Consider the following 18,607-nt stretch of genomic DNA (forward strand, 5'->3'; position numbering starts at 1 on the left):
ACGGTCGCTGCGCCGCATGATCGATGCGTACCTGCGTCCACCCGCGAACCGAGAGAAGACCCCATGCAGCCCGAGCCGTCCGCCGCACTCCGCCACCGCACCGTCGAGGCCCCTGCCGGGCGCCTGCACCTGGTCGAGCAGGGCACCGGCCCGCTGGTCCTGCTCGTGCACGGCTTCCCCGAGTCCTGGTACTCCTGGCGCCGCCAGCTCCCGGCCCTCGCCGCGGCCGGCTACCGGGCGGTGGCGCTCGACGTGCGCGGCTACGGCCGCTCCTCCAAGCCTGCGGAGACCGATGCCTACCGGATGCTGGACCTGGTGGAGGACAACGTCGCCCTCGTGCACGCCCTCGGCGAGGAGAACGCGGTGGTCGTCGGCCATGACTGGGGCTCCAACATCGCCGCCACCTCCGCCCTGCTCCACCCCGAGGTCTTCCGGGCCGTCGCCCTGCTGAGCGTCCCGTACGCGCCACCCGGCGGCCCCCGCCCCACCGACATCTTCGGCCAGATCGGCGGCCCCGAGCAGGAGTTCTACGTCTCCTACTTCCAGGAGCCCGGCCGCGCCGAGACGGAGATCGAGCCTGACGTGCGGGGCTGGCTCGCGGGCTTCTACGCCGCCCTGTCCGCCGACACCATGCCCGCCCAGGGCGAGCCCGACCCGCACTTCGTCGCCCACGGCGGCCAGCTGCGTGACCGTTTTCCCACCGGCATCCTCCCGGCCTGGCTGGCCGAGGACGACCTCGACGTTTACGCCGGAGAGTTCGAGCGCACGGGTCTGACGGGCGCCCTCAACCGCTACCGCAACGTGGACCGCGACTGGGAGGACCTCGCCCCCCACCGCGGAGCCCCGATCAAGCAGCCGTCCCTGTTCATCGGCGGCGCCCTGGACGCCTCCACCACCTGGATGTCCGACGCTATCGACGCCTTCCCCACCACCCTCCCCGGCCTGACCGCCTCCCACCTCGTAGAGGGCTGCGGCCACTGGATCCAGCAGGAACGCCCCGAGGAGATCAGCCGTCTGCTGACCGGCTGGCTCAACACCCTCACGGGTTGAACCGCCAAGCGCGGCCGGGGCTTCTGCACACGGAACAGTTCGGCCCGCGTACCCCGGCCTTGGGGACCAGCGGAACAGCCAATAACGCTAAGCCGGTGATCTCGGTCAGGCTGGGGATCCGAGGGTGCTGACGCGGTTCTCGTACTCGCGGCGAGCCTTGCGCTGAGCCGGGATCGCTGCGGCGCCGTCGAGGGACCGGCAGCGGGCGAGGAGTTGGCGGTGCACGGCGCAGACGGCGGTGACGCGCAGGGTGTAGCCCTGGCCGCGCCGTATGGTCACGCCCTGGTCGAGGGCGGCTCGCTCAGCGGGCTCCAGTTCGGTGGCGCGGAGGAAGTCGGCGACCTTGCCGGGCATGTCGAGGGTGACCGGCAGCTCCGGAGCCGGGGCCTCTTCCTCGGTGGCGATGTGGTCGGGCAGGAGGTCGGCGACGGCCGTGCGGATCGCGCCGCGGTGACTCCGTGGTCGCGAGCGAGGGCGGCGATGGACCGGCCTTCCAGGTACGCAGTGCGCACGCCAGCGGTCTTCGCGGCCGCCACGGCGGGGCGGCGTCCACCCTTGCTGCCCTTGGCCTCGGCGGCGCGCAGTCCGTCGTAGGTCAGTTCGCGCTGGAGGTCGCGCTGGAGTTCGCCGGCGGATCGAGGACCCGGTGGAGCGCGTCACGGCTGGTGGCCAGGGCGGCGGCGGTGTTCATCGAGGAGCTGGAGCTCATCGAGCAGAGCGGCTGCGATGTGGACGTGGCCGCGCTTTGGGCGGCGCTGGAGGAGGTCGCGCCCCGTGCGGCGCTGTCCAGCGCGGCCACCGTGGTGGTGAGCCTGGTCCCGGAGGACGACGGCACGGCCGAGGCGGCCCTGCGCGGGGCGCTGGCGCTGCGCTATAACACCGTCAAGCCGTTCCTGTCGCTGCTGGGCGAGTCGAAGGCGCTTAGCGCGGCGACCGGCGGGGCCCGCGTCCTGGCCGGGGTGAGGAGGCTCCCGGCCCTGTCGCGGCGGAAGGTGGGCGAGAAGCCGCTGCTGCCGCGGGAGATCGACGACAAGCTGGTGCCGTCGCACTGGCGCAAGGCGGTGTACGCGAATGCCGAACTGCCGCAGGGGCGGTGGACCGCGACGCGTACGTGGTCTGCGTGCTGGAGCAGCTGTTCCGCGTGCTCAAGCGCCGTGACATCTTCGCCTCCCCCTCGCACCGCTGGTCCGACCCGCGCGCCCGCCTACTGGACGGCAAAGGCTGGGAGGCGGTGCGCGAGGACGTCCTGGCCGGGCTGAGCCTTCAGGAGGACGCCGAGGAGCACCTGCGGGAGCTGACGGCGGTCCTGGACGCGGCGTGGAAGCAGATGGCCGAGCGCTTGGAGGAGGCCGGCGCGGACGCGAAGATCAGCATCGAGGTCCAGCCCAGCGGGCGGGCGAAGCTGAACGTGGAGGAGCTCCACGCAGTCGGCGAGCCCAAGTCCCTGGTCTGGCTGCGCAGCCGGGTCGAGAAGATGCTCCCGAAGATCGACCTGCCTGACCTGCTGTTCGAGGTGCACGCCTGGACCGGGTTCCTGGACGCCTTCGCGGTTCGACGGGTTGCGGCCGCTGCGCGACCCGGACGCCGTCAACCTCGACGATGACGACGGAGAGGACTGAGCCAGGCCGGGATCGGCCAGTCCTGTTTACGGCCGCAGTGGGTGGCGTGGTGGCGGCGGCTCGTACACGAGACGGCAGCGACAGGGCATCTCCGAGACTCTGGGGGCCGGGGGCACCATCAGCGAGGCAGCGTGACGAGCCCCATCTCATAGGCGGTGATGACGAGCTGGACGCGGTCCCGGGCGCCCAGTTTGGTGAGCAGCCGTGACACGTGCGACTTGGCGGTGGCCACGGTGATGAAGAGGTCCTCTGCGATCTCGGTGTTCGACCGGCCGCGTCCGACCAGGGTCAGCACTTCCCGTTCCCGTTCGGTGATGCCTTCGACCGGCTGTGGGGAGCGCTCCGGGACAGCCGCGGGGCACCCGATGAAGTCGGCGATCAGACGGCGCGTCACACCCGGGGCGATCAGTGCCTCGCCGGCAGCGACCACGCGGACCGCCGCGAGGATGTCGTCCAGCGCCATGTCTTTGATCACGAAGCCGCTCGCGCCGGCCCGGAGCGCGCCGTAGACGTGGTCGTCCTCGTCGAAGGTGGTCAGGATGAGGACGCGTGTGGTCGCCGGGCCGGCTGTGATCAGGCGGGTGGCCTTGATGCCGTCCATGCCGGGCATCCGGATGTCCATCACCACGACGTCGGGACTCACGTCCCTGACCAGTTGGACGGCCTCGGCACCGTTGGCGGCTTCACCGACGACTTCCAGGTCGGGGTGGTCGGCCATGAGTACGCGCAGCCCGGACCGAACCAGCGGCTGGTCGTCGGCGAGCAGGATCCGGACGGTCATCGGGCCTCCACCGGGACTCCGACGGGTGCGGGCAGCGGCAGCTGGGCCGCCACCCGGAAGCCGCCCTCGGGGCGCGGTCCGGCGCTGAGGTGGCCGTGCAGCAGGCCGACCCGCTCCCGCATCCCGATGATGCCGAAGCCGTGGGTCGAGCCGTTCTCGGTGGCGCCGCGCCCGTCGTCGACGACCTCCACGGACAGTTCTTCGTCTCCGTAGTCGATGGCCACTCGGCAACGCCCGGTGCCTGCGTGGCGCACCACGTTGGTCAGCGCCTCCTGCACGATGCGGTAGGCGGACAGGTCGATGTCGGCCGGCAGAGGCCGCTGCTCTCCGCTGCGGCGCACGTCGACGCGTACCCCCGCGTCCGCGGTCGCTGCCGCCAGCTGTTCGACGTCCGCCAGCCCCGGCGAGGGTGCAAGCGCTGACTGCTCCGAGGCGGTCGCGCCCCGGTCGGCCTGACGGAGCGAGACCAGCGTGCGCCGAAGGCCCGACAGGGTCTCTCTGCTGGTGGCCTCGATAGCGCGCAGGGCTTCGCGCGCCTCCGCCGGCTGGGTCTGGATGACTCGGCTGCCCACACCGGCCTGGATGGCGATGATGCCGATGCTGTGCGCGACCATGTCGTGGAGCTCTCGTGCGATTCGCAGCCGTTCGGCGGTCACGGCCTCGGCCACCTCCTGTGCACGTAGCGCCACGGCGTGCTCGCGGCGCTCGCGGCTCAGCAGACCGGCCATGCAGGATGCGGCCATCGCCAGGAGGGCGATCACCCCGTTGACGGTCAGGTTGTCCCCGTGCGCGAAGCCGCCGATCACCAGGAGTTGCACGACGAAGGACACGGCCACGGCGACGATCGAAGCGCGCCACGTGCAGGTGGCGACGATGAAGCCCAGTACGAGGTCCACCGCCAGATACGACAGGAACTGGCCCTGATACGACGCCGCCAGGCTCTCATGAACGGAGCCGGGAGTGCCCACCACCACGGCGGTGGATCCGAAGAGTGCCATGGCCAGAGCCAGCTGCGGCTTCCGTCGCACCACGCCGACGAGCAGGCTCACGGCCAGCAGTGAACCGACAGCGTGGACCGTGCCCGACGCCCGCGTCGCGACCCCCACCAGCAGACCCACCATGAGGAGGTAGGAGGCACCCCCCGCCCAGGCCACGGCCTTCGTTCTCGTCATCGGTGGTGTGCCCTCTCGGGGGCAAGGCCTCGGTGCGCAACGCGCGCAGGCAACGGAGTGATCGTTACGGGGTTCACGCCGCGAGACTAACCGGCCACCGCCCGCGCAGCATCGGCCTGGGGACGTACGCCCACGGGCTAATGCGCCCGCACGATTGCCACCCACGGCCCCATGCCCGGGCGGGGGTCCTCCCGACAGTGTGGGTGTCGTGATCGAAGTCAACGAACTCACCAAGCGCTACGGCGGCAAGACGGCCGTCGACCATCTGTCCTTCACCGTGCGGCCGGGCCAGGTCACCGGATTCCTCGGCCCCAACGGAGCCGGCAAGTCCACCACCCTGCGGATGATCCTCGGCCTGGACGCGCCCACCACCGGCAGCGCCACCGTCAGCGGCGTCCCCTTCCACCACCACCCGCGCGGACTGCGGTACGTCGGCGCCCTCCTCGACGCCGGACAGGTTCACGGCGGACGCAGCGCCGCTGCCCACCTTTCCGCCCTGGCCCGCAGCAACGGCATCCCGCGGCACCGGGTGGACGAGGTGCTCCAGGAAGTGGGGCTGACCGAGGTGGCGACCCGCCGCATCGGCGGCTTCTCCCTCGGCATGAAGCAGCGCCTCGGCATCGCCACCGCCCTGCTGGGCGACCCGCCCGTGCTCATGTTCGACGAGCCGATCAACGGCATGGACCCGGAGGGCGTGCTCTGGGTACGTCGGCTCTTCCGGCGCCTGGCCGCCGAGGGGCGCACGGTCTTTCTCTCCAGCCACCTGATGTCGGAGATGGAGAACACAGCCGACCAGCTGGTCGTCATCGGCCGGGGCCGCCTCATCGCCGCCGAGCCGCTACGGGACTTCGCGGCCCGTAGCACCCGTAGCGGCGTCGTGGTCGGGACACCGCAGGCCGCCGAGCTGGCAGCCGTGCTGACCGCGGCGGGCGCCTCGGTCGAGCCGGAGGGCTCGGCGGGCGCCGAGAAGCTCGCCGTGACCGGGCTCCCGGCGGACCGGATCGGAGCGCTCGCCTTCGAGAACCATATCCGAGTGGACGAGCTGACCACGCGTACCGCCTCACTGGAGGCGGCCTTCATGGAACTCACCGCCGACAGCGTCGAATACCTGGCAGGACAGCCCCGATGACCACACTCGCCTCCGTCCCCCCGACCACCCCCGTCGCCGCGCCGACCGCCCGCTTCCGCGACCTGTTCGCCTCCGAGTGGATCAAGATGCGGTCCCTGCGCTCCACCCCGTGGACGATCGCACTCACCGTCCTGTTCGTCATCGGGTCCACCGCCGTGGCCACGCTGACGGACAAGGCCGCCCGCTCCGGCCCCACTGATTTCCTGCCCTACGACGCCTACCCGGCGGCCGGCTACTGGACGCTGATGCTCGTCGCCAGCAGCATGGGCGCCCTCACCGTAGTGAGCGAATACAGCAGCGGTCTGATCCGCACCACCACCGTGGCCGTCCCCGCCCGCAGCTCGGTCGTGCTGGCAAAGGCGGCCGTCACCGCCGCGCTGTGGACCGCGGTCGGCACGGTCGCCTCCACCGGTTCCTTCATGGTCTCCCAGGCCATTCTGGACGGGCACCATGCCGGTGTTCCGATCACCCACCCCGGAGTGTTCCGGGCGCTGGTGGCATCCGCGTTTCTGGCTCCGGTCTGTGCCCTGGTCGGTCTGGGCCTCGGCGTTCTGCTCCGGCATGCCGCCGGGACCATGGTCACCAGCGTCTTCACCCTGCTGATGCTGCCCACCATGTTCTCGGAGAGCAACCGCTGGTCGGCGGACATCAAACACGCCCTGGTGTCGGCCGCCTGGAATCGCCTGGTCCAAACCTGGGAGCCGGACCCCGGATCCCTGGGCTACACCGCCACGGTCCCCGGCTCCTGGATCGTGTACACGCTCTGGCCGCTGATCACGGTCGCACTCGCCGTGCTCGTCGTGAGGCGCCGCGACGTGTGAGCGTGCCTCCAGGACTCGAACATCGCGCCCTGGAGCACGATCCGGACGCGAGGCCCGGTAGCTCGTCGCAACCTTGACGGTCTCTCACAAAGGGTCATCTGTGAGAGTTCTGCGAGAGCCCCGGAGACGCCTGTCATCCTCACGGTGCACGAGCTGAAGCGTCTGGCGAGGAACGCGGCCGAGCTGATCACGCTATCCGCCGATCTCCAGGCCGGCGGCATCCAGCTCGAACTCCTCACCGGCCCGCTCACCGGCATCTACGACCCCAACGGCATGGGCGCCATGTTCTTCGCCGTACTCGCCGTCGCCGGGCAGATCGAGCGCAACTACATCCGGGAGAAGACCTTGGAGGGCCAGGTCATCGCCGCGTCCAAGGGCAACCACGGCGGGCGCCCGAAGGTCATCGACGACGACATGCTGACCTTCGCCGTCGCACTGAAGGACAAGGGCGTTCCCGTTCCCGAGATCGCGAAGAAGCTCACCATCAAGGTCGGGAAGAACGCGGGCAAGTCACCCTCGGTCGCCTCGCTGTACCGGGCGCTCGCGGAAGCCGAGGCCACCGCGGCGGACGATGGCTTGCCGCTGCGGCCCGATCCTGCCCGCATCCGCCGGCCCGGGGAACCTCTCACCCCCGAGGAGAACGACCTGCGCGAACGGCTTCAGGCTCAACCCCACCCAAGCGCCGAGATGCGGTAAGGCCAGCCCAAACACCCCGGCCCGAGTCCGCCGTGGGTTTCGCAACCTCCGGGCGACCACGGCTCGTCCAGCCGCGGCACCGAAACCGTCCCGGCCGGGACCGGGACGGCCACCCGGCTCGAAGAACAAGCAACGGGCCAGGCGCCACGACGTCGGCAAGACAGCCAAACGCGCCGAGTCGATCAAGAAACACAGAGCTCAGCAGGGATAAACGCCAAGCTCAGTGCTCGGGGACGACCTCCTCCGTCTCCGCGTCCACGACCTTCCGCTCGCCCAGTGACTTCTCCAGCGTCACGGTCGCCGTCTGCTCCTTCGCCATCGCGATGCACGCCCGGCCGGGGTCCGGCACCGACTCGACGATGCGTACGGAGACCTCGCCGTCCCGCTCGTCCGCCTCGGCCGCGTAGCTGCTGCACACGCCGCCCCAGAACCACACGGTCAGCTCCCGGCCGCCCGTGCCGTCCGCGCTGTACGCCAGCACTCGCCGGTCCGACACCGGCGGCGTCCCGTCCTTGCCTTCGCCCGTGCCCTTGCCCTGGGGCGCGCCGGGCTCCTTCAGATACTCCGGGGCCACCGCCGGGTGCGTGATCGTGAACGAGCCGGCCGGGCCCTCGGCCTCCACCTCGAACAGCCAGGACGGCACCAGAGCCTGCTGCCCGTCCACATACCGGGCGGCCAGTCCGAAGACCGCCCTGTCGATCAGGACGACCTCCGTCTGCTGCTGCTTCTCCTTCGGGTCCGGCGTGCACGGCGCCGCGGGCTTCGCCCCGCCTGTCTCGGTCCCGCCCGTCGTGGTCTCGCCTGTCTCGGTCCCGCCCGTCGTGGTCCCGCCCTTGTCTGCCGGCGCCGGCGTCGCACAGCCCCCGATGCCGATCGGGCTGCGGCTCGCGCCCTCGTTCAGCCGCTTGAGCGCCTCCTCCGCTGAGACGACCGGGTACGAGTCACTCCTGCGCGGCTCCTTCAGCTGTCCGCTGCCGCCCGTCACCCGGCCGTCCGGACCGACCTGGATGCCGCTCGACCAGCCGTACGACGGGAGCCCGCCGATCACGGGATCGGCGTTCACCACCCGTACCGCACCCATGACCTGCCGCGCGTCCAGCTTGGCGTCGTCCTGGCCGAGCGCCTTGAGCACGGGGGCCGCCGCCTGCTTCGCGGCCCGCTCGCTCACCGGCGTGCCCGGATCGGAGGGGGCCGCGGGGTCCGCGGGGCCGGAGGGCTCGGACGGGAGGCGCGCACCGCCATGGCCGTCCGAGTGGCAGCTCGTCTTGCCCTTCTCGCAGCTGTCGCTCCCCGGCGCCGTGCCGAAGCGACCGTACGTCCAGGCGCCGGGGGCCTCCTTGTTGACCTGGAGCAGTGGCCCGCCGCCGTCCTTGTCCGCGCCGACCTTCCAGACCGTGCCCTGGAGCCGCGGCGCGCCCGTCAGGCCGAGCGCCTCGGCCAGCCGTGCCACCTCGGCCTCGGTCACGGTTCCCTGCGCACGGTGGACGGCCGCGCGGTCCGGGCCCTTCGGCAGCGAGCCCTTGGCGCGGTAGACGACCCCGCCGGACGGGTCGGGCTCGCCCGGAGCGATCCCCGCCGCGTCGTCGGCCGGCCCTTCTGCGGAGCCTTCCAGTGCGAGCACGGGCGGCGGCGCGCCGTTCCCGGGGTCGTCCGCCGTGGTCCCCCCGTCCGAGCCGCCGCCTCCGAACGCGGACGTCGCGACGTACGCTCCGCCGCCTGCGACCAGCACCGCAGCCGCAACCGAGACGACGACTGCCGCAGCGCGCCGGCTTCGAGGGCTGTCGTGCGAGTTCTCCGTGCTGCTCACCGCATCGCTCCTTGTCTCAAGTCCCCTTGACTCCCCTGGTCCCCTGCACTGCATTTCCCGGGGAGCGGGGATGGGACGGAGCCAGGGAGCGCACGGTTCCCTCGAATGCGCCGCCGCGCGCCCTCGTGCGGCGGCACGGCCTCACCCGATCGCGGTAAAGCGCCGTAAAGAGGTCGTAAACCGGTCCTCGTAGATCCGTACGACGCCGTACTTCAGTCGCCGTAGTCCGACATCGCGTCGATCAGCCGCGCCGAGGAGGGCGGAACGACCACGCCGTGGATCAGGGACGGGGAGACGGGCGCGGGCACGTCGGCGGCGGGCACCACCCAGTGCGGCGCCATACGCGCGCAGTCGCCGCGCAGCTCGGCCAGGCTCATCTCAAACTCCCGCGACTCGCGGGGGGCGATGTGCTTCGTCATAACCGCACGGTACGCACCACCCGGACGCACGACAATAGACCTACTATCGGGTAGTTTCCGCCATTCAGGGACGCCGGGAAAACCGGTAGCGTGAACTGTCACAGTCGTCCCTCACCAGGAGCGCCTCGCCGTGCGAATCGCAGTCACCGGCTCCATCGCCACCGACCACCTCATGACCTTCCCCGGTCGCTTCTCCGACCAGCTGGTCGCGGACCAGCTCCACACGGTCTCCCTCTCCTTCCTGGTCGACAACCTCGATGTACGGCGGGGCGGCGTCGGCGCGAACATCTGCTTCGGCATGGGCCAGCTCGGCACCCGGCCGATCCTCGTCGGGGCGGCGGGCGACGATTTCGCGGAGTACCGCGCCTGGCTGGACCGCAACGGCGTGGACACCGCGTCCGTCCGGATCTCCGAGGTGACGCACACCGCCCGCTTCGTCTGCACCACCGACGCCGACCACAACCAGATCGGCTCCTTCTACACGGGCGCGATGAGCGAGGCGCGGCTGATCGAGCTGAAGTCCGTCGCCGACCGGGTCGGCGGGCTTGACCTGGTGCTGATCGGCGCGGACGACCCCGAGGCGATGCTGCGCCACACCGAGGAGTGCAAGACGCGCGGCATCCCCTTCGCGGCCGACTTCTCCCAGCAGATCGCCCGGATGGACGGCGACGAGATCCGCACGCTGATGGACGGCGGGGCGTACCTCTTCTCCAACGAGTACGAGAAGGGCCTCATCGAGTCCAAGACCGGCTGGACGGACGAGGAGATCCTCGGCAAGGTCGGCTGCCGGGTCACCACGCTGGGCGCGCGCGGCGTGCTCATCGAACGCTCCGGGGAGGACCCGATCGAGGTCGGCTGCCCGGAGGAGGAGTCCAAGACCGACCCCACCGGCGTGGGCGACGCCTTCCGCGCAGGCTTCCTCTCCGGCCTCTCGTGGGGCGTCGGCCTGGAGCGGGCCGCGCAGGTGGGCTGCATGCTGGCGACACTGGTCATCGAGACGGTGGGCACGCAGGAGTACACGCTGCGGCGTGCGAACTTCATGGACCGCTTCACGAAGGCGTACGGGCATGACGCGGCGAACGAGGTCCGCGAGAAGCTGAAGTAAACGGGGGTGGAGGGCCCGCCTCCGGCGGGCTTTTCCCTGGGGCTCCGCCCCAGACCCCGTGCGGGGGCTCCGCCCCCGGACCCCCGCTCCTCAAACGCCGGAGGGGCTGGATTTGGCCGCCCTCAACGTCGGCGGGTTGGTTTGTGCCGCCCCTCAGCGTCGGGGGTGTGCCGCCCCCGGGCGTTGGCGGGGCCGGATTGTGGCGCTTCCAGCGTCGGCGGGTTGGATGGGCCCGCCCCTCAGCGTCGGAGGGAGTGCCGCCCCCCGGGCGTCGGCGGGGCCGGGTCGCGCCGCCCCCGACGCGGGAAAAGCTCACACCACCCGCCGCACCGTGTACGCCACGCCCCCCTCCTCCGCCACCCGCTCGCCCACGAACTCCTGGCCCCGCATCTCGCACCACGCGGGGATGTCCAGGCGCGCCGCCTCGTCGTCCGAGAGAACCGTGACCGTGCCGCCGACGGGGACGTCGCCGATGACCTTGGCCAGTTCGATGACGGGGATCGGGCAGCGCTTGCCGAGGGCGTCCACGAGGACCGAGGGGGATTCCTCGGGGCGCGGCGCGGAGGCGACCGGGGCGCCGAGGCGGGCGCGGGTCGCGGCGACCACGTCCGGGAGCGTCGTCAAGAAGGCGTCCACGTCCGACTCTTCCGTGCCCCGGGGCAGGGAGACGCGGACATTTCCCTCCGAGAGCACTCCCATCGCCCGCAGCACATGGCTCGGCGTCAGCGTGGAGCTCGTGCACGACGAACCGGAGGAGACGGAGAAGCCCTCCCGGTCCAGCTCGTGCAGCAGTGTCTCCCCGTCGACATAGAGACAGGAGAAGGTGACCAGATGGGGGAGCCTGCGCACCGGATCGCCGACCACCTCCACATCGGGCACCAGCTGCGGCACCCGGGCGCGGATACGGTCCACCAGGGCCCGCAGCCGTGCCGCCTCGGCGTCCGCCTCCGCCCGCACCGCCCGCAGCGAGGCGGCCGCGGCTACGATCGCCGGGAGGTTCTCAAAGCCGGGCACCCGGCCCGACTCCCGCTCGTCGGCGGGATGTTGCGGGGCGAAACGGACGCCTTTACGGACGGCGAGCAGTCCCACTCCTGCAGGTCCACCCCATTTGTGGGCACTTGCGGCGAGCAGTGACCAGTCGCCCGCCACCGGTCCCCAGCCCAGTGACTGCGCCGCGTCCACCAGCAGTGGCACGCCCGCCTCCCGGCAGGCCTGCGCCACCTCGGCCACCGGCTGCTCGGTGCCGACCTCGTGGTTGGCGGACTGCAGACACGCCAGGGCGGTGTCGGTGCGCAGCGCTGCCGCGAACGCCTCCGCGCCCACCGCGCCCGCGCGGTCCACGGCGACCTCTGTCACCCCGCCGCCGACCGCCTCGGCCGCGTGCAGCACGGACGAGTGCTCGACCGCCGACACGACCAGGTGGTTTCCGGCGCGGCGTCGACCGGCCGCGGCGCCGGAAACCGCCGAGTGAACCGCGTACGTCCCCGAAGGGGTGAAGGCCAGTTCGTCCGGACGGCAGCCGACCGCCTCCGCGGCGGTCTCCCGGGCCGCGTCCAGCAGCATCCGGGCGCGCCTCCCTTCGCGGTAGAGACGGGCGGGGTCGGCCCACCCCTCGTCGAGAGCGGCCTGCAGGGCCTGCCGGGCGACGGGGTGCAGCGGAGCGGAGGATGCGGCGTCGAAGTAGGGCACGCTGCCACGCTAACTCCACGGCGGAACCGGGAGTCCGCGACAGCTGGAGAAGGCGTCATAACGCAGGCCGGAAGGGGTCCGTCCGCCCCTTGGGGGTGTCGGGCGGCGCGTTGGGCACCCTCCCCGCGCGACCCCAAATAGCGTCCAGTAGGGTTTGGTCCGCATAAACATCCAAACCCCTGCCCGCACCAGGGCCGGCGACCGACCAGCGAGACGGCCGCAGCCGGCCGCGCGGGCGAGACTCTCGGGAAGGCGCTACGTGAGTCCCAACGGCTCCGACCTCCCCCACCGCCCGACGGGCGGGGGCGGTACCCCCATGTCGCGGCGCCCGATGCGGCGGAAGCTGCCGCAGGTGCTGACTGCGGGCCTGATCCTGGCTACCGCCTCCGGTTGCTCATACAACTGGGAGGACTTCCCCCGCCTTGGCATGCCCACCCCGGTCACCGAGGAGGCTCCACGGATCCTCTCCCTCTGGCAGGGCTCGTGGGCGGCCGCGCTCGCCGTGGGCGTGCTGGTATGGGGTCTGATCCTGTGGAGTGTCATCTTCCACCGGCGCAGCCGCACCAAGGTCGAGGTTCCCCCGCAGACCCGGTACAACATGCCCATCGAGGCGCTGTACACCGTGGTCCCGCTGATCATCGTCTCGGTGCTCTTCTACTTCACCGCACGCGATGAGTCGAAGCTCCTCGCCCTCTCCGACGAGCCCGCCCACACCGTCAACGTGGTCGGCTACCAGTGGAGCTGGGGCTTCAACTACCTCGAGGACGTGGACGGCAACCCGGCCACCGGCGACGCCGCGGCCGACCAGAACCTGAACGCGATTCCGGACAGGTACACCAATGACTTCCCGGCGGGCGCCGAGGGCGTGTACGACGCCGGCATCCCCGGCACCCGGAACCCGCAGACGGGCAACCCCGGCCCGACGCTGTGGCTGCCGAAGGGCGAGAAGGTCCGCTTCATCCTGACCTCCCGTGACGTCATCCACTCCTTCTGGGTCGTCCCCTTCCTCTTCAAGCAGGACGTCATCCCCGGTCACACGAATGTCTTCGAGGTGACCGCCACCGAGGAGGGCACCTTCCTGGGCAAGTGCGCCGAACTCTGCGGCGTCGACCACTCCCGGATGCTCTTCAACGTCAAGGTGGTCTCCCCCGAGCGCTACCAGCAGTACCTCAAGGAGCTGGCGGAGAAGGGGCAGACCGGCTTCATCCCGTCGGGCATCGAGCAGACGGACCCGGCCAGGAATGCGGAGAAGAACCAACTGTGAGCATCCTCAACGAACCTCAGGGTGCCGCCGCAGCTGAGGACTCTTACGAGAACGAGCTGCCGGTACGGCGCAAGCAGCCGGGCAATGTGGTGGTGAAGTGGCTGACCACCACCGACCACAAGACCATCGGCACGCTCTACCTGGTCACCTCGTTCGTCTTCTTCTGCATCGGCGGCGTGATGGCGCTGGTCATGCGCGCCGAGCTTGCCCGCCCGGGCACGCAGATCATGTCGAACGAGCAGTTCAACCAGGCGTTCACGATGCACGGCACGATCATGCTGCTGATGTTCGCGACGCCGCTGTTCGCCGGATTCGCGAACTGGATCATGCCGCTGCAGATCGGCGCGCCCGATGTGGCGTTCCCGCGGCTGAACATGTTCGCCTACTGGCTCTACCTGTTCGGCTCGCTGATCGCGGTGGCCGGCTTCCTCACCCCGCAGGGTGCGGCCGACTTCGGCTGGTTCGCCTACTCCCCGCTGTCGGACGCCGTCCGCTCGCCGGGCATCGGCGCCGATATGTGGATCATGGGCCTGGCCTTCTCCGGGTTCGGCACCATCCTCGGCTCGGTCAACTTCATCACCACGATCATCTGCATGCGCGCTCCCGGCATGACGATGTTCCGGATGCCGATCTTCACCTGGAACGTGCTGCTGACCGGTGTGCTGGTCCTGCTCGCCTTCCCGGTGCTGGCCGCCGCGCTCTTCGCGCTGGAGGCCGACCGGAAGTTCGGCGCCCATGTCTTCGACGCGTCCAACGGCGGCGCCCTGCTGTGGCAGCACCTCTTCTGGTTCTTCGGCCATCCAGAGGTGTACATCATCGCGCTGCCGTTCTTCGGCATCGTCTCTGAGATCATCCCGGTCTTCAGCCGCAAGCCGATGTTCGGCTACATCGGCCTGATCGCCGCGACCATCGCGATCGCCGGTCTGTCCGTGACCGTGTGGGCCCACCACATGTACGTCACAGGCGGTGTGCTGTTGCCGTTCTTCTCCTTTATGACCTTCCTGATCGCGGTGCCCACCGGTGTGAAGTTCTTCAACTGGATCGGCACCATGTGGAAGGGGTCGCTGTCCTTCGAGACGCCGATGCTCTGGACGGTCGGCTTCCTGATCACCTTCACCTTCGGTGGTCTGACCGGTGTCATCCTGGCCTCGCCGCCGATGGACTTCCACGTCTCGGACTCGTACTTCGTCGTCGCGCACTTCCACTACGTCGTCTTCGGCACCGTGGTCTTCGCGATGTTCGCCGGATTCCACTTCTGGTGGCCGAAGTTCACCGGCAAGATGCTGGACGAGCGGCTGGGGAAGATCACCTTCTGGACGCTGTTCATCGGCTTCCACGGCACGTTCCTGGTGCAGCACTGGCTGGGCGCCGAGGGCATGCCGCGCCGGTACGCCGACTATCTGGCGGCCGACGGCTTCACCGCGCTGAACACCGTCTCCACGATCAGCTCGTTCCTGCTCGGCCTGTCGATCCTGCCGTTCTTCTACAACGTCTGGAAGACCGCCAAGTACGGCAAGAAGGTCGAGGTCGACGACCCGTGGGGCTACGGCCGCTCGCTCGAGTGGGCGACCTCGTGCCCGCCGCCGCGGCACAACTTCCTCACCCTGCCGCGCATTCGCTCCGAATCCCCGGCGTTCGACCTGCACCACCCGGAGATCGCCGCGCTCGACCAGCTCGAGAACCGCGCGCACGGCGGCAAGGCCCTCGCGGGTGAGAAGGAGGCCGGCAAGTGAAGATCCAGGGCAAGATGTTCATCTGGCTGAGCGTCTTCATCCTCGCCATGGCGATCGTCTATGGCGTGTGGTCGAAGGAGCCGGTCGGCACCACGGCGCTCTTCCTGTCGTTCGGCCTGGCCATCATGATCGGCTACTACCTGGCCTTCACGGCCCGGCGCGTGGACGACATGGCCCAGGACAACAAGGAGGCCGATGTCGCGGACGAGGCCGGCGAGGTCGGGTTCTTCTCCCCGCACAGCTGGCAGCCGCTGTCGCTGGCCATCGGCGGTGCGCTGGCCTTCCTCGCCGTCGCGATCGGCTGGTGGCTGCTGTACTTCTCGCTGCCGCTGATCCTCGTCGGCGTCTGGGGCTGGGTCTTCGAGTACTACCGCGGCGAGAACCAGAACCAGTAGCAGAGCCTGACGAACGGCCGGAATCCCGGCCGGAACTCGTCGACAAGTCAACACGGCACGCGAACGGGCCCGGCCTTCTTCACCCCGGTGGAGGAGCCGGGCCCCTCGTTTGGAGTCACCGGACGCGCCCCGGTGGACCCTTCTTCCTACCGTGTGACTTATGAAACGCACGCCGCATTTCCAGACCGTCGTCAGCTGCACGCTTGTGGTCGTGACCTTCGGGGCGGTTGCGACGGCGTGCAGCGGATCCGACGACCACCCGCTGTCCGCCCGGCCCTACGACGCGGCGGACCAGGTCGCCTTCAACGCCGAAGAGGGCAGTTCCAAAGTGAACCCCGACCGGCCCCTGGAAGTCACCGCCAAGGGTGACGACGGACGAATAACCGACGTCACCGCGGTAGACGACAAGGGCCGCTTCCTCGCCGGAGAGCTCTCCGCGGACGGCACACGCTGGCTCTCGACCGCCTCGCTCGGCGCCGGAGTCAAGTACACCGTGCGGGTCTCCACGGAGGACGAGGACGGCGCTCCGGGCCTCAGGACGCTCACCTTCGAAACATCCCCCGCCAAACGGCACCTGAGCGTGGAATTCGGCCCCAAGTCAGGCACATACGGCGTCGGCCAGCCCGTCACGGCCGAACTCAACCGCCCGGTGAAGGACAAGAAGGCCAGGACCGTCGTCGAGCGAGCGCTGAAGGTCGAGTCCACCCCGCGCGTGACCGGCTCCTGGCACTGGGTGGACGACAAGACCCTGCACTACCGGCCCAAGGACTACTGGCCCAGCGGCGCACAGGTCCGGGCGGTCAGCAACCTCCAGGGCCTCAAGGTCGCCGACAAGCTCTACGGCAAGGCATCCAAGCCCGCTGAACTCACCATCGGGGACCGCGTCGAGGCGATAACCGACGCCGCTGCGCACACCATGACGTTCAAGCGCAACGGAGAAGTGATCAACACCATGCCGGTGACCACCGGCAAACCGGGCTTCTCCACCCGTAACGGGACCAAAGTGGTGCTTGAGAAGCAGTACTACGTACGGATGCGCAGCTCGACCGTCGGCATAGGCGGCGGCGAATCCTACGACCTGCCCGTCTACTACGCGACCCGGGTCACCTGGAGCGGAGAGTACGTCCACGCCGCACCCTGGTCAGCGGGCTCGCACGGGTACGCCAACGTCAGCCACGGCTGTGTGGGCATGTCCACAAGCAACGCCGCCTGGTTCTTCGAGAACGTGCGGCCGGGCGACCTCGTCACCGTCGTCAACAGCTTCGGCGAGATGATGCCCGCGTTCGGCAACGGCTTCGGCGAGTGGAACATGCCCTGGGACAAGTGGCAGAAGGGCAGCGCACTGATCGGCGGCACGGGGGACGGAGCCGGCCCCGTCGACACCTCCCGCCTCCGCCCGCAGACAGTTTGAATTGCGGCTCCTTCGCCTCCGGGGCGCTCCAGCGTCTGTCGACGGTCGATCGTGCTCGACCGCTCGTCCCTCGCGGCCTCCGCGCGTTCTCCCTTTCGACACCCGCGCGCCCCTTCGGCTCACTCCCCCGCGGTTTGAGCAGCTCCTTCGGGGTGAGGCACGGGCGCAAGCAGGCCTCTATGCCTCCACCGAGAGCCTGCTGCGCAGCAGGGCGGCCAGGGAGTCGGCGAACTCCACCGGCTCCACGGGCAGCGTCACCGCGGCGTCCGCACGGCTCCAGGAGGCCAGCCAGGCGTCCTGGGGCCGGCCGATCAGCAGCAGCACGGGCGGGCAGTCGAAGATCTCGTCCTTGATCTGCCGGCACACCCCCATGCCGCCCGCGGGCACCGTCTCCCCGTCCAGGACGCAGACGTCCACGCCCCCGGCCTCCAATGCCCGCAGCACCGCGGGCAGCGTGGCGCACTCGACGAAGTCGACCGGGGGAACGTCGGAGGCCGGCCTGCGGCCCGCCGCCAGCCGCACCTGCGCGCGGGTGTTCGCGTCGTCGCTGTAGACCAGCACGGTGGCGCTCGACTGCATTGTTCCTCCGAGTTCGTCGTCGTACATCGGCGGCGGTGCCCAAGGGACCGATGCGGCGGATGCTACTCCGTCGGACAGCTTGTCAACACTGGTTCGGACAGTGCTTCGAGCAGGCCGCTCCATCGCCCGGACGGGCTGTTCGGGCTGGACGCGGTGTACGGACACACCGAACGGCACCCCCCGGAGTGAGGGCGGGATAAGCGACCGACATAATGTCGGTCGTGGCGACAGCAACGACAGTAGATACCGGGCACGCGCACCCGTCGGTCAATCGGCCGAACCTCACCAGCGTCGGAACGATCATCTGGCTGAGTTCCGAGCTGATGTTCTTCGCGGCCCTCTTCGCGATGTACTTCACCCTGCGATCGGTGATGGGTGCGGAGTACTGGGCGGAACAGGCCTCGGCCCTGAACTTCCCCTTCTCCGCGACCAACACCACGATCCTGGTGCTCTCCTCCCTCACCTGCCAGCTCGGCGTGTTCGCCGCCGAGCGCGGTGATGTGAAGAAGCTGCGCGCCTGGTTCGTGATCACGTTCGTGATGGGTGCGATCTTCATCGGCGGGCAGGTGTACGAGTACACCGAGCTGGTCAAGCACGAGGGCCTGTCGCTCTCGTCCGATCCGTACGGCTCGGTCTTCTACCTGACCACCGGCTTCCACGGCCTGCATGTGACGGGCGGACTCATCGCCTTCCTGCTGGTCCTCGGCCGCACGTACGCGGCCAGGAGGTTCACCCACGAGCAGGCAACCGCCGCCATCGTCGTGTCCTACTACTGGCACTTCGTCGATGTCGTCTGGATCGGCCTCTTCGCCACGATCTACATGATCAAGTAATCGGCCGCGGCCAGCGGCCGGCCGCGGCGCGACCGCCGCGGACGCCGGGCCCTGTCCGCCGCCGCACAGTCCAGAAGCACCGACGCAGAAGATCCTGACACCGG

At 69.9% G+C, this 18,607-nt stretch carries 17 protein-coding genes and 2 pseudogenes; 12 read left to right on the forward strand and 7 right to left on the reverse strand.

What is annotated here, in order from left to right; translation table 11 throughout:
- Positions 1 to 63 precede the first annotated feature (63 nt).
- Entirely contained in the window at positions 64 to 1,050 is a 987-nt protein-coding gene (locus QCN29_RS08250) for an alpha/beta fold hydrolase (protein WP_279927063.1), read from the forward strand.
- Positions 1,051 to 1,155: 105 nt separating this feature from the next.
- Here the strand turns inward: QCN29_RS08250 and QCN29_RS08255 are convergent, their stop codons facing one another.
- Positions 1,156 to 1,404: a hypothetical protein gene (locus QCN29_RS08255; protein ID WP_279927064.1), complete on the reverse strand. Its 249-nt coding sequence runs from the start codon at positions 1,402 to 1,404 to the stop codon at positions 1,156 to 1,158.
- 299 nt (positions 1,405 to 1,703) lie between these two features.
- On the opposite strand from QCN29_RS08255, the pseudogene QCN29_RS08260 reads away from it, so the two are divergent.
- Positions 1,704 to 2,596: pseudogene (locus QCN29_RS08260) on the forward strand (Tn3 family transposase); the annotation flags it as partial.
- 191 nt (positions 2,597 to 2,787) lie between these two features.
- Here QCN29_RS08260 and QCN29_RS08270 read toward each other — a convergent pair.
- Both QCN29_RS08270 and QCN29_RS08275 read right to left on the reverse strand, forming a co-directional pair.
- Positions 2,788 to 3,450, reverse strand: a complete 663-nt coding sequence (locus tag QCN29_RS08270; RefSeq protein WP_279927067.1) for a response regulator transcription factor — start codon at positions 3,448 to 3,450, stop codon at positions 2,788 to 2,790.
- Positions 3,447 to 4,622, reverse strand: a complete 1,176-nt coding sequence (locus QCN29_RS08275) for a sensor histidine kinase (RefSeq protein ID WP_279927068.1) — start codon at positions 4,620 to 4,622, stop codon at positions 3,447 to 3,449. Before QCN29_RS08275 ends, QCN29_RS08270 begins: the two co-directional genes overlap by 4 nt.
- 208 nt (positions 4,623 to 4,830) lie before the next feature.
- Here QCN29_RS08275 and QCN29_RS08280 point away from each other — a divergent pair, with 208 nt between their 5' ends.
- The 4 genes and pseudogenes from QCN29_RS08280 to QCN29_RS36825 all read left to right on the forward strand — a co-directional run.
- On the forward strand, positions 4,831 to 5,751 hold the full coding sequence (locus QCN29_RS08280; RefSeq protein WP_279927069.1) for an ATP-binding cassette domain-containing protein: 921 nt from the start codon (positions 4,831 to 4,833) through the stop codon (positions 5,749 to 5,751).
- Complete coding sequence (locus QCN29_RS08285; RefSeq protein WP_279927070.1) at positions 5,748 to 6,572, forward strand: ABC transporter permease; 825 nt, start codon at positions 5,748 to 5,750, stop codon at positions 6,570 to 6,572. Before QCN29_RS08280 ends, QCN29_RS08285 begins: the two co-directional genes overlap by 4 nt.
- Before the next feature lie 144 nt (positions 6,573 to 6,716).
- Complete coding sequence (locus QCN29_RS08290; RefSeq protein ID WP_279927071.1) at positions 6,717 to 7,268, forward strand: recombinase family protein; 552 nt, start codon at positions 6,717 to 6,719, stop codon at positions 7,266 to 7,268.
- A gap of 13 nt (positions 7,269 to 7,281) precedes the next feature.
- Positions 7,282 to 7,479, forward strand: a pseudogene (locus QCN29_RS36825) (NF041680 family putative transposase); the annotation flags it as partial.
- Between the two features lie 9 nt (positions 7,480 to 7,488).
- On the opposite strand, the gene QCN29_RS08295 reads toward QCN29_RS36825, so the two are convergent.
- The gene (locus QCN29_RS08295; protein WP_398859149.1) at positions 7,489 to 9,129 is read right to left on the reverse strand and encodes a hypothetical protein; all 1,641 of its coding nucleotides are present in this window, start codon (positions 9,127 to 9,129) and stop codon (positions 7,489 to 7,491) included.
- Positions 9,130 to 9,287: 158 nt separating this feature from the next.
- Positions 9,288 to 9,494, reverse strand: a complete 207-nt coding sequence (locus QCN29_RS08300) for a hypothetical protein (RefSeq protein WP_240135999.1) — start codon at positions 9,492 to 9,494, stop codon at positions 9,288 to 9,290.
- 130 nt (positions 9,495 to 9,624) lie between these two features.
- Here QCN29_RS08300 and QCN29_RS08305 point away from each other — a divergent pair, with 130 nt between their 5' ends.
- On the forward strand, positions 9,625 to 10,599 hold the full coding sequence (locus tag QCN29_RS08305; RefSeq protein ID WP_240136000.1) for a carbohydrate kinase family protein: 975 nt from the start codon (positions 9,625 to 9,627) through the stop codon (positions 10,597 to 10,599).
- 312 nt (positions 10,600 to 10,911) lie between these two features.
- Here QCN29_RS08305 and QCN29_RS08310 read toward each other — a convergent pair whose 3' ends face one another.
- On the reverse strand, positions 10,912 to 12,288 hold the full coding sequence (locus QCN29_RS08310) for a cysteine desulfurase/sulfurtransferase TusA family protein (protein WP_279927073.1): 1,377 nt from the start codon (positions 12,286 to 12,288) through the stop codon (positions 10,912 to 10,914).
- 259 nt (positions 12,289 to 12,547) lie between these two features.
- Here QCN29_RS08310 and ctaC point away from each other — a divergent pair, with 259 nt between their 5' ends.
- The 4 genes from ctaC (at position 12,548) to QCN29_RS08330 (ending at position 17,091) form a co-directional block, all read left to right on the forward strand.
- A complete protein-coding gene (gene ctaC / locus QCN29_RS08315; protein WP_398859150.1) occupies positions 12,548 to 13,552 on the forward strand; it encodes an aa3-type cytochrome oxidase subunit II in 1,005 nt (334 codons plus the stop codon).
- Positions 13,549 to 15,285, forward strand: a complete 1,737-nt coding sequence (ctaD, locus tag QCN29_RS08320) for an aa3-type cytochrome oxidase subunit I (protein ID WP_279927074.1) — start codon at positions 13,549 to 13,551, stop codon at positions 15,283 to 15,285. The genes ctaC and ctaD overlap by 4 nt, the downstream gene beginning before the upstream one ends.
- Complete coding sequence (locus tag QCN29_RS08325; protein ID WP_240136004.1) at positions 15,282 to 15,680, forward strand: cytochrome c oxidase subunit 4; 399 nt, start codon at positions 15,282 to 15,284, stop codon at positions 15,678 to 15,680. Before ctaD ends, QCN29_RS08325 begins: the two co-directional genes overlap by 4 nt.
- A gap of 160 nt (positions 15,681 to 15,840) precedes the next feature.
- Positions 15,841 to 17,091, forward strand: coding sequence for a L,D-transpeptidase (locus QCN29_RS08330; protein WP_240136005.1), 1,251 nt, complete (start codon positions 15,841 to 15,843; stop codon positions 17,089 to 17,091).
- Between the two features lie 177 nt (positions 17,092 to 17,268).
- Here the strand turns inward: QCN29_RS08330 and QCN29_RS08335 are convergent, their stop codons facing one another.
- Entirely contained in the window at positions 17,269 to 17,670 is a 402-nt protein-coding gene (locus QCN29_RS08335) for a DNA-binding transcriptional response regulator (protein WP_240136006.1), read from the reverse strand.
- Between the two features lie 212 nt (positions 17,671 to 17,882).
- Here QCN29_RS08335 and ctaE point away from each other — a divergent pair, with 212 nt between their 5' ends.
- The gene (gene ctaE, locus QCN29_RS08340; protein ID WP_240136007.1) at positions 17,883 to 18,503 is read left to right on the forward strand and encodes an aa3-type cytochrome oxidase subunit III; all 621 of its coding nucleotides are present in this window, start codon (positions 17,883 to 17,885) and stop codon (positions 18,501 to 18,503) included.
- Positions 18,504 to 18,607 lie beyond the last annotated feature (104 nt).

Source organism: Streptomyces chengmaiensis (assembly GCF_029846775.1).
GTDB lineage: Bacteria > Actinomycetota > Actinomycetes > Streptomycetales > Streptomycetaceae > Streptomyces > Streptomyces chengmaiensis.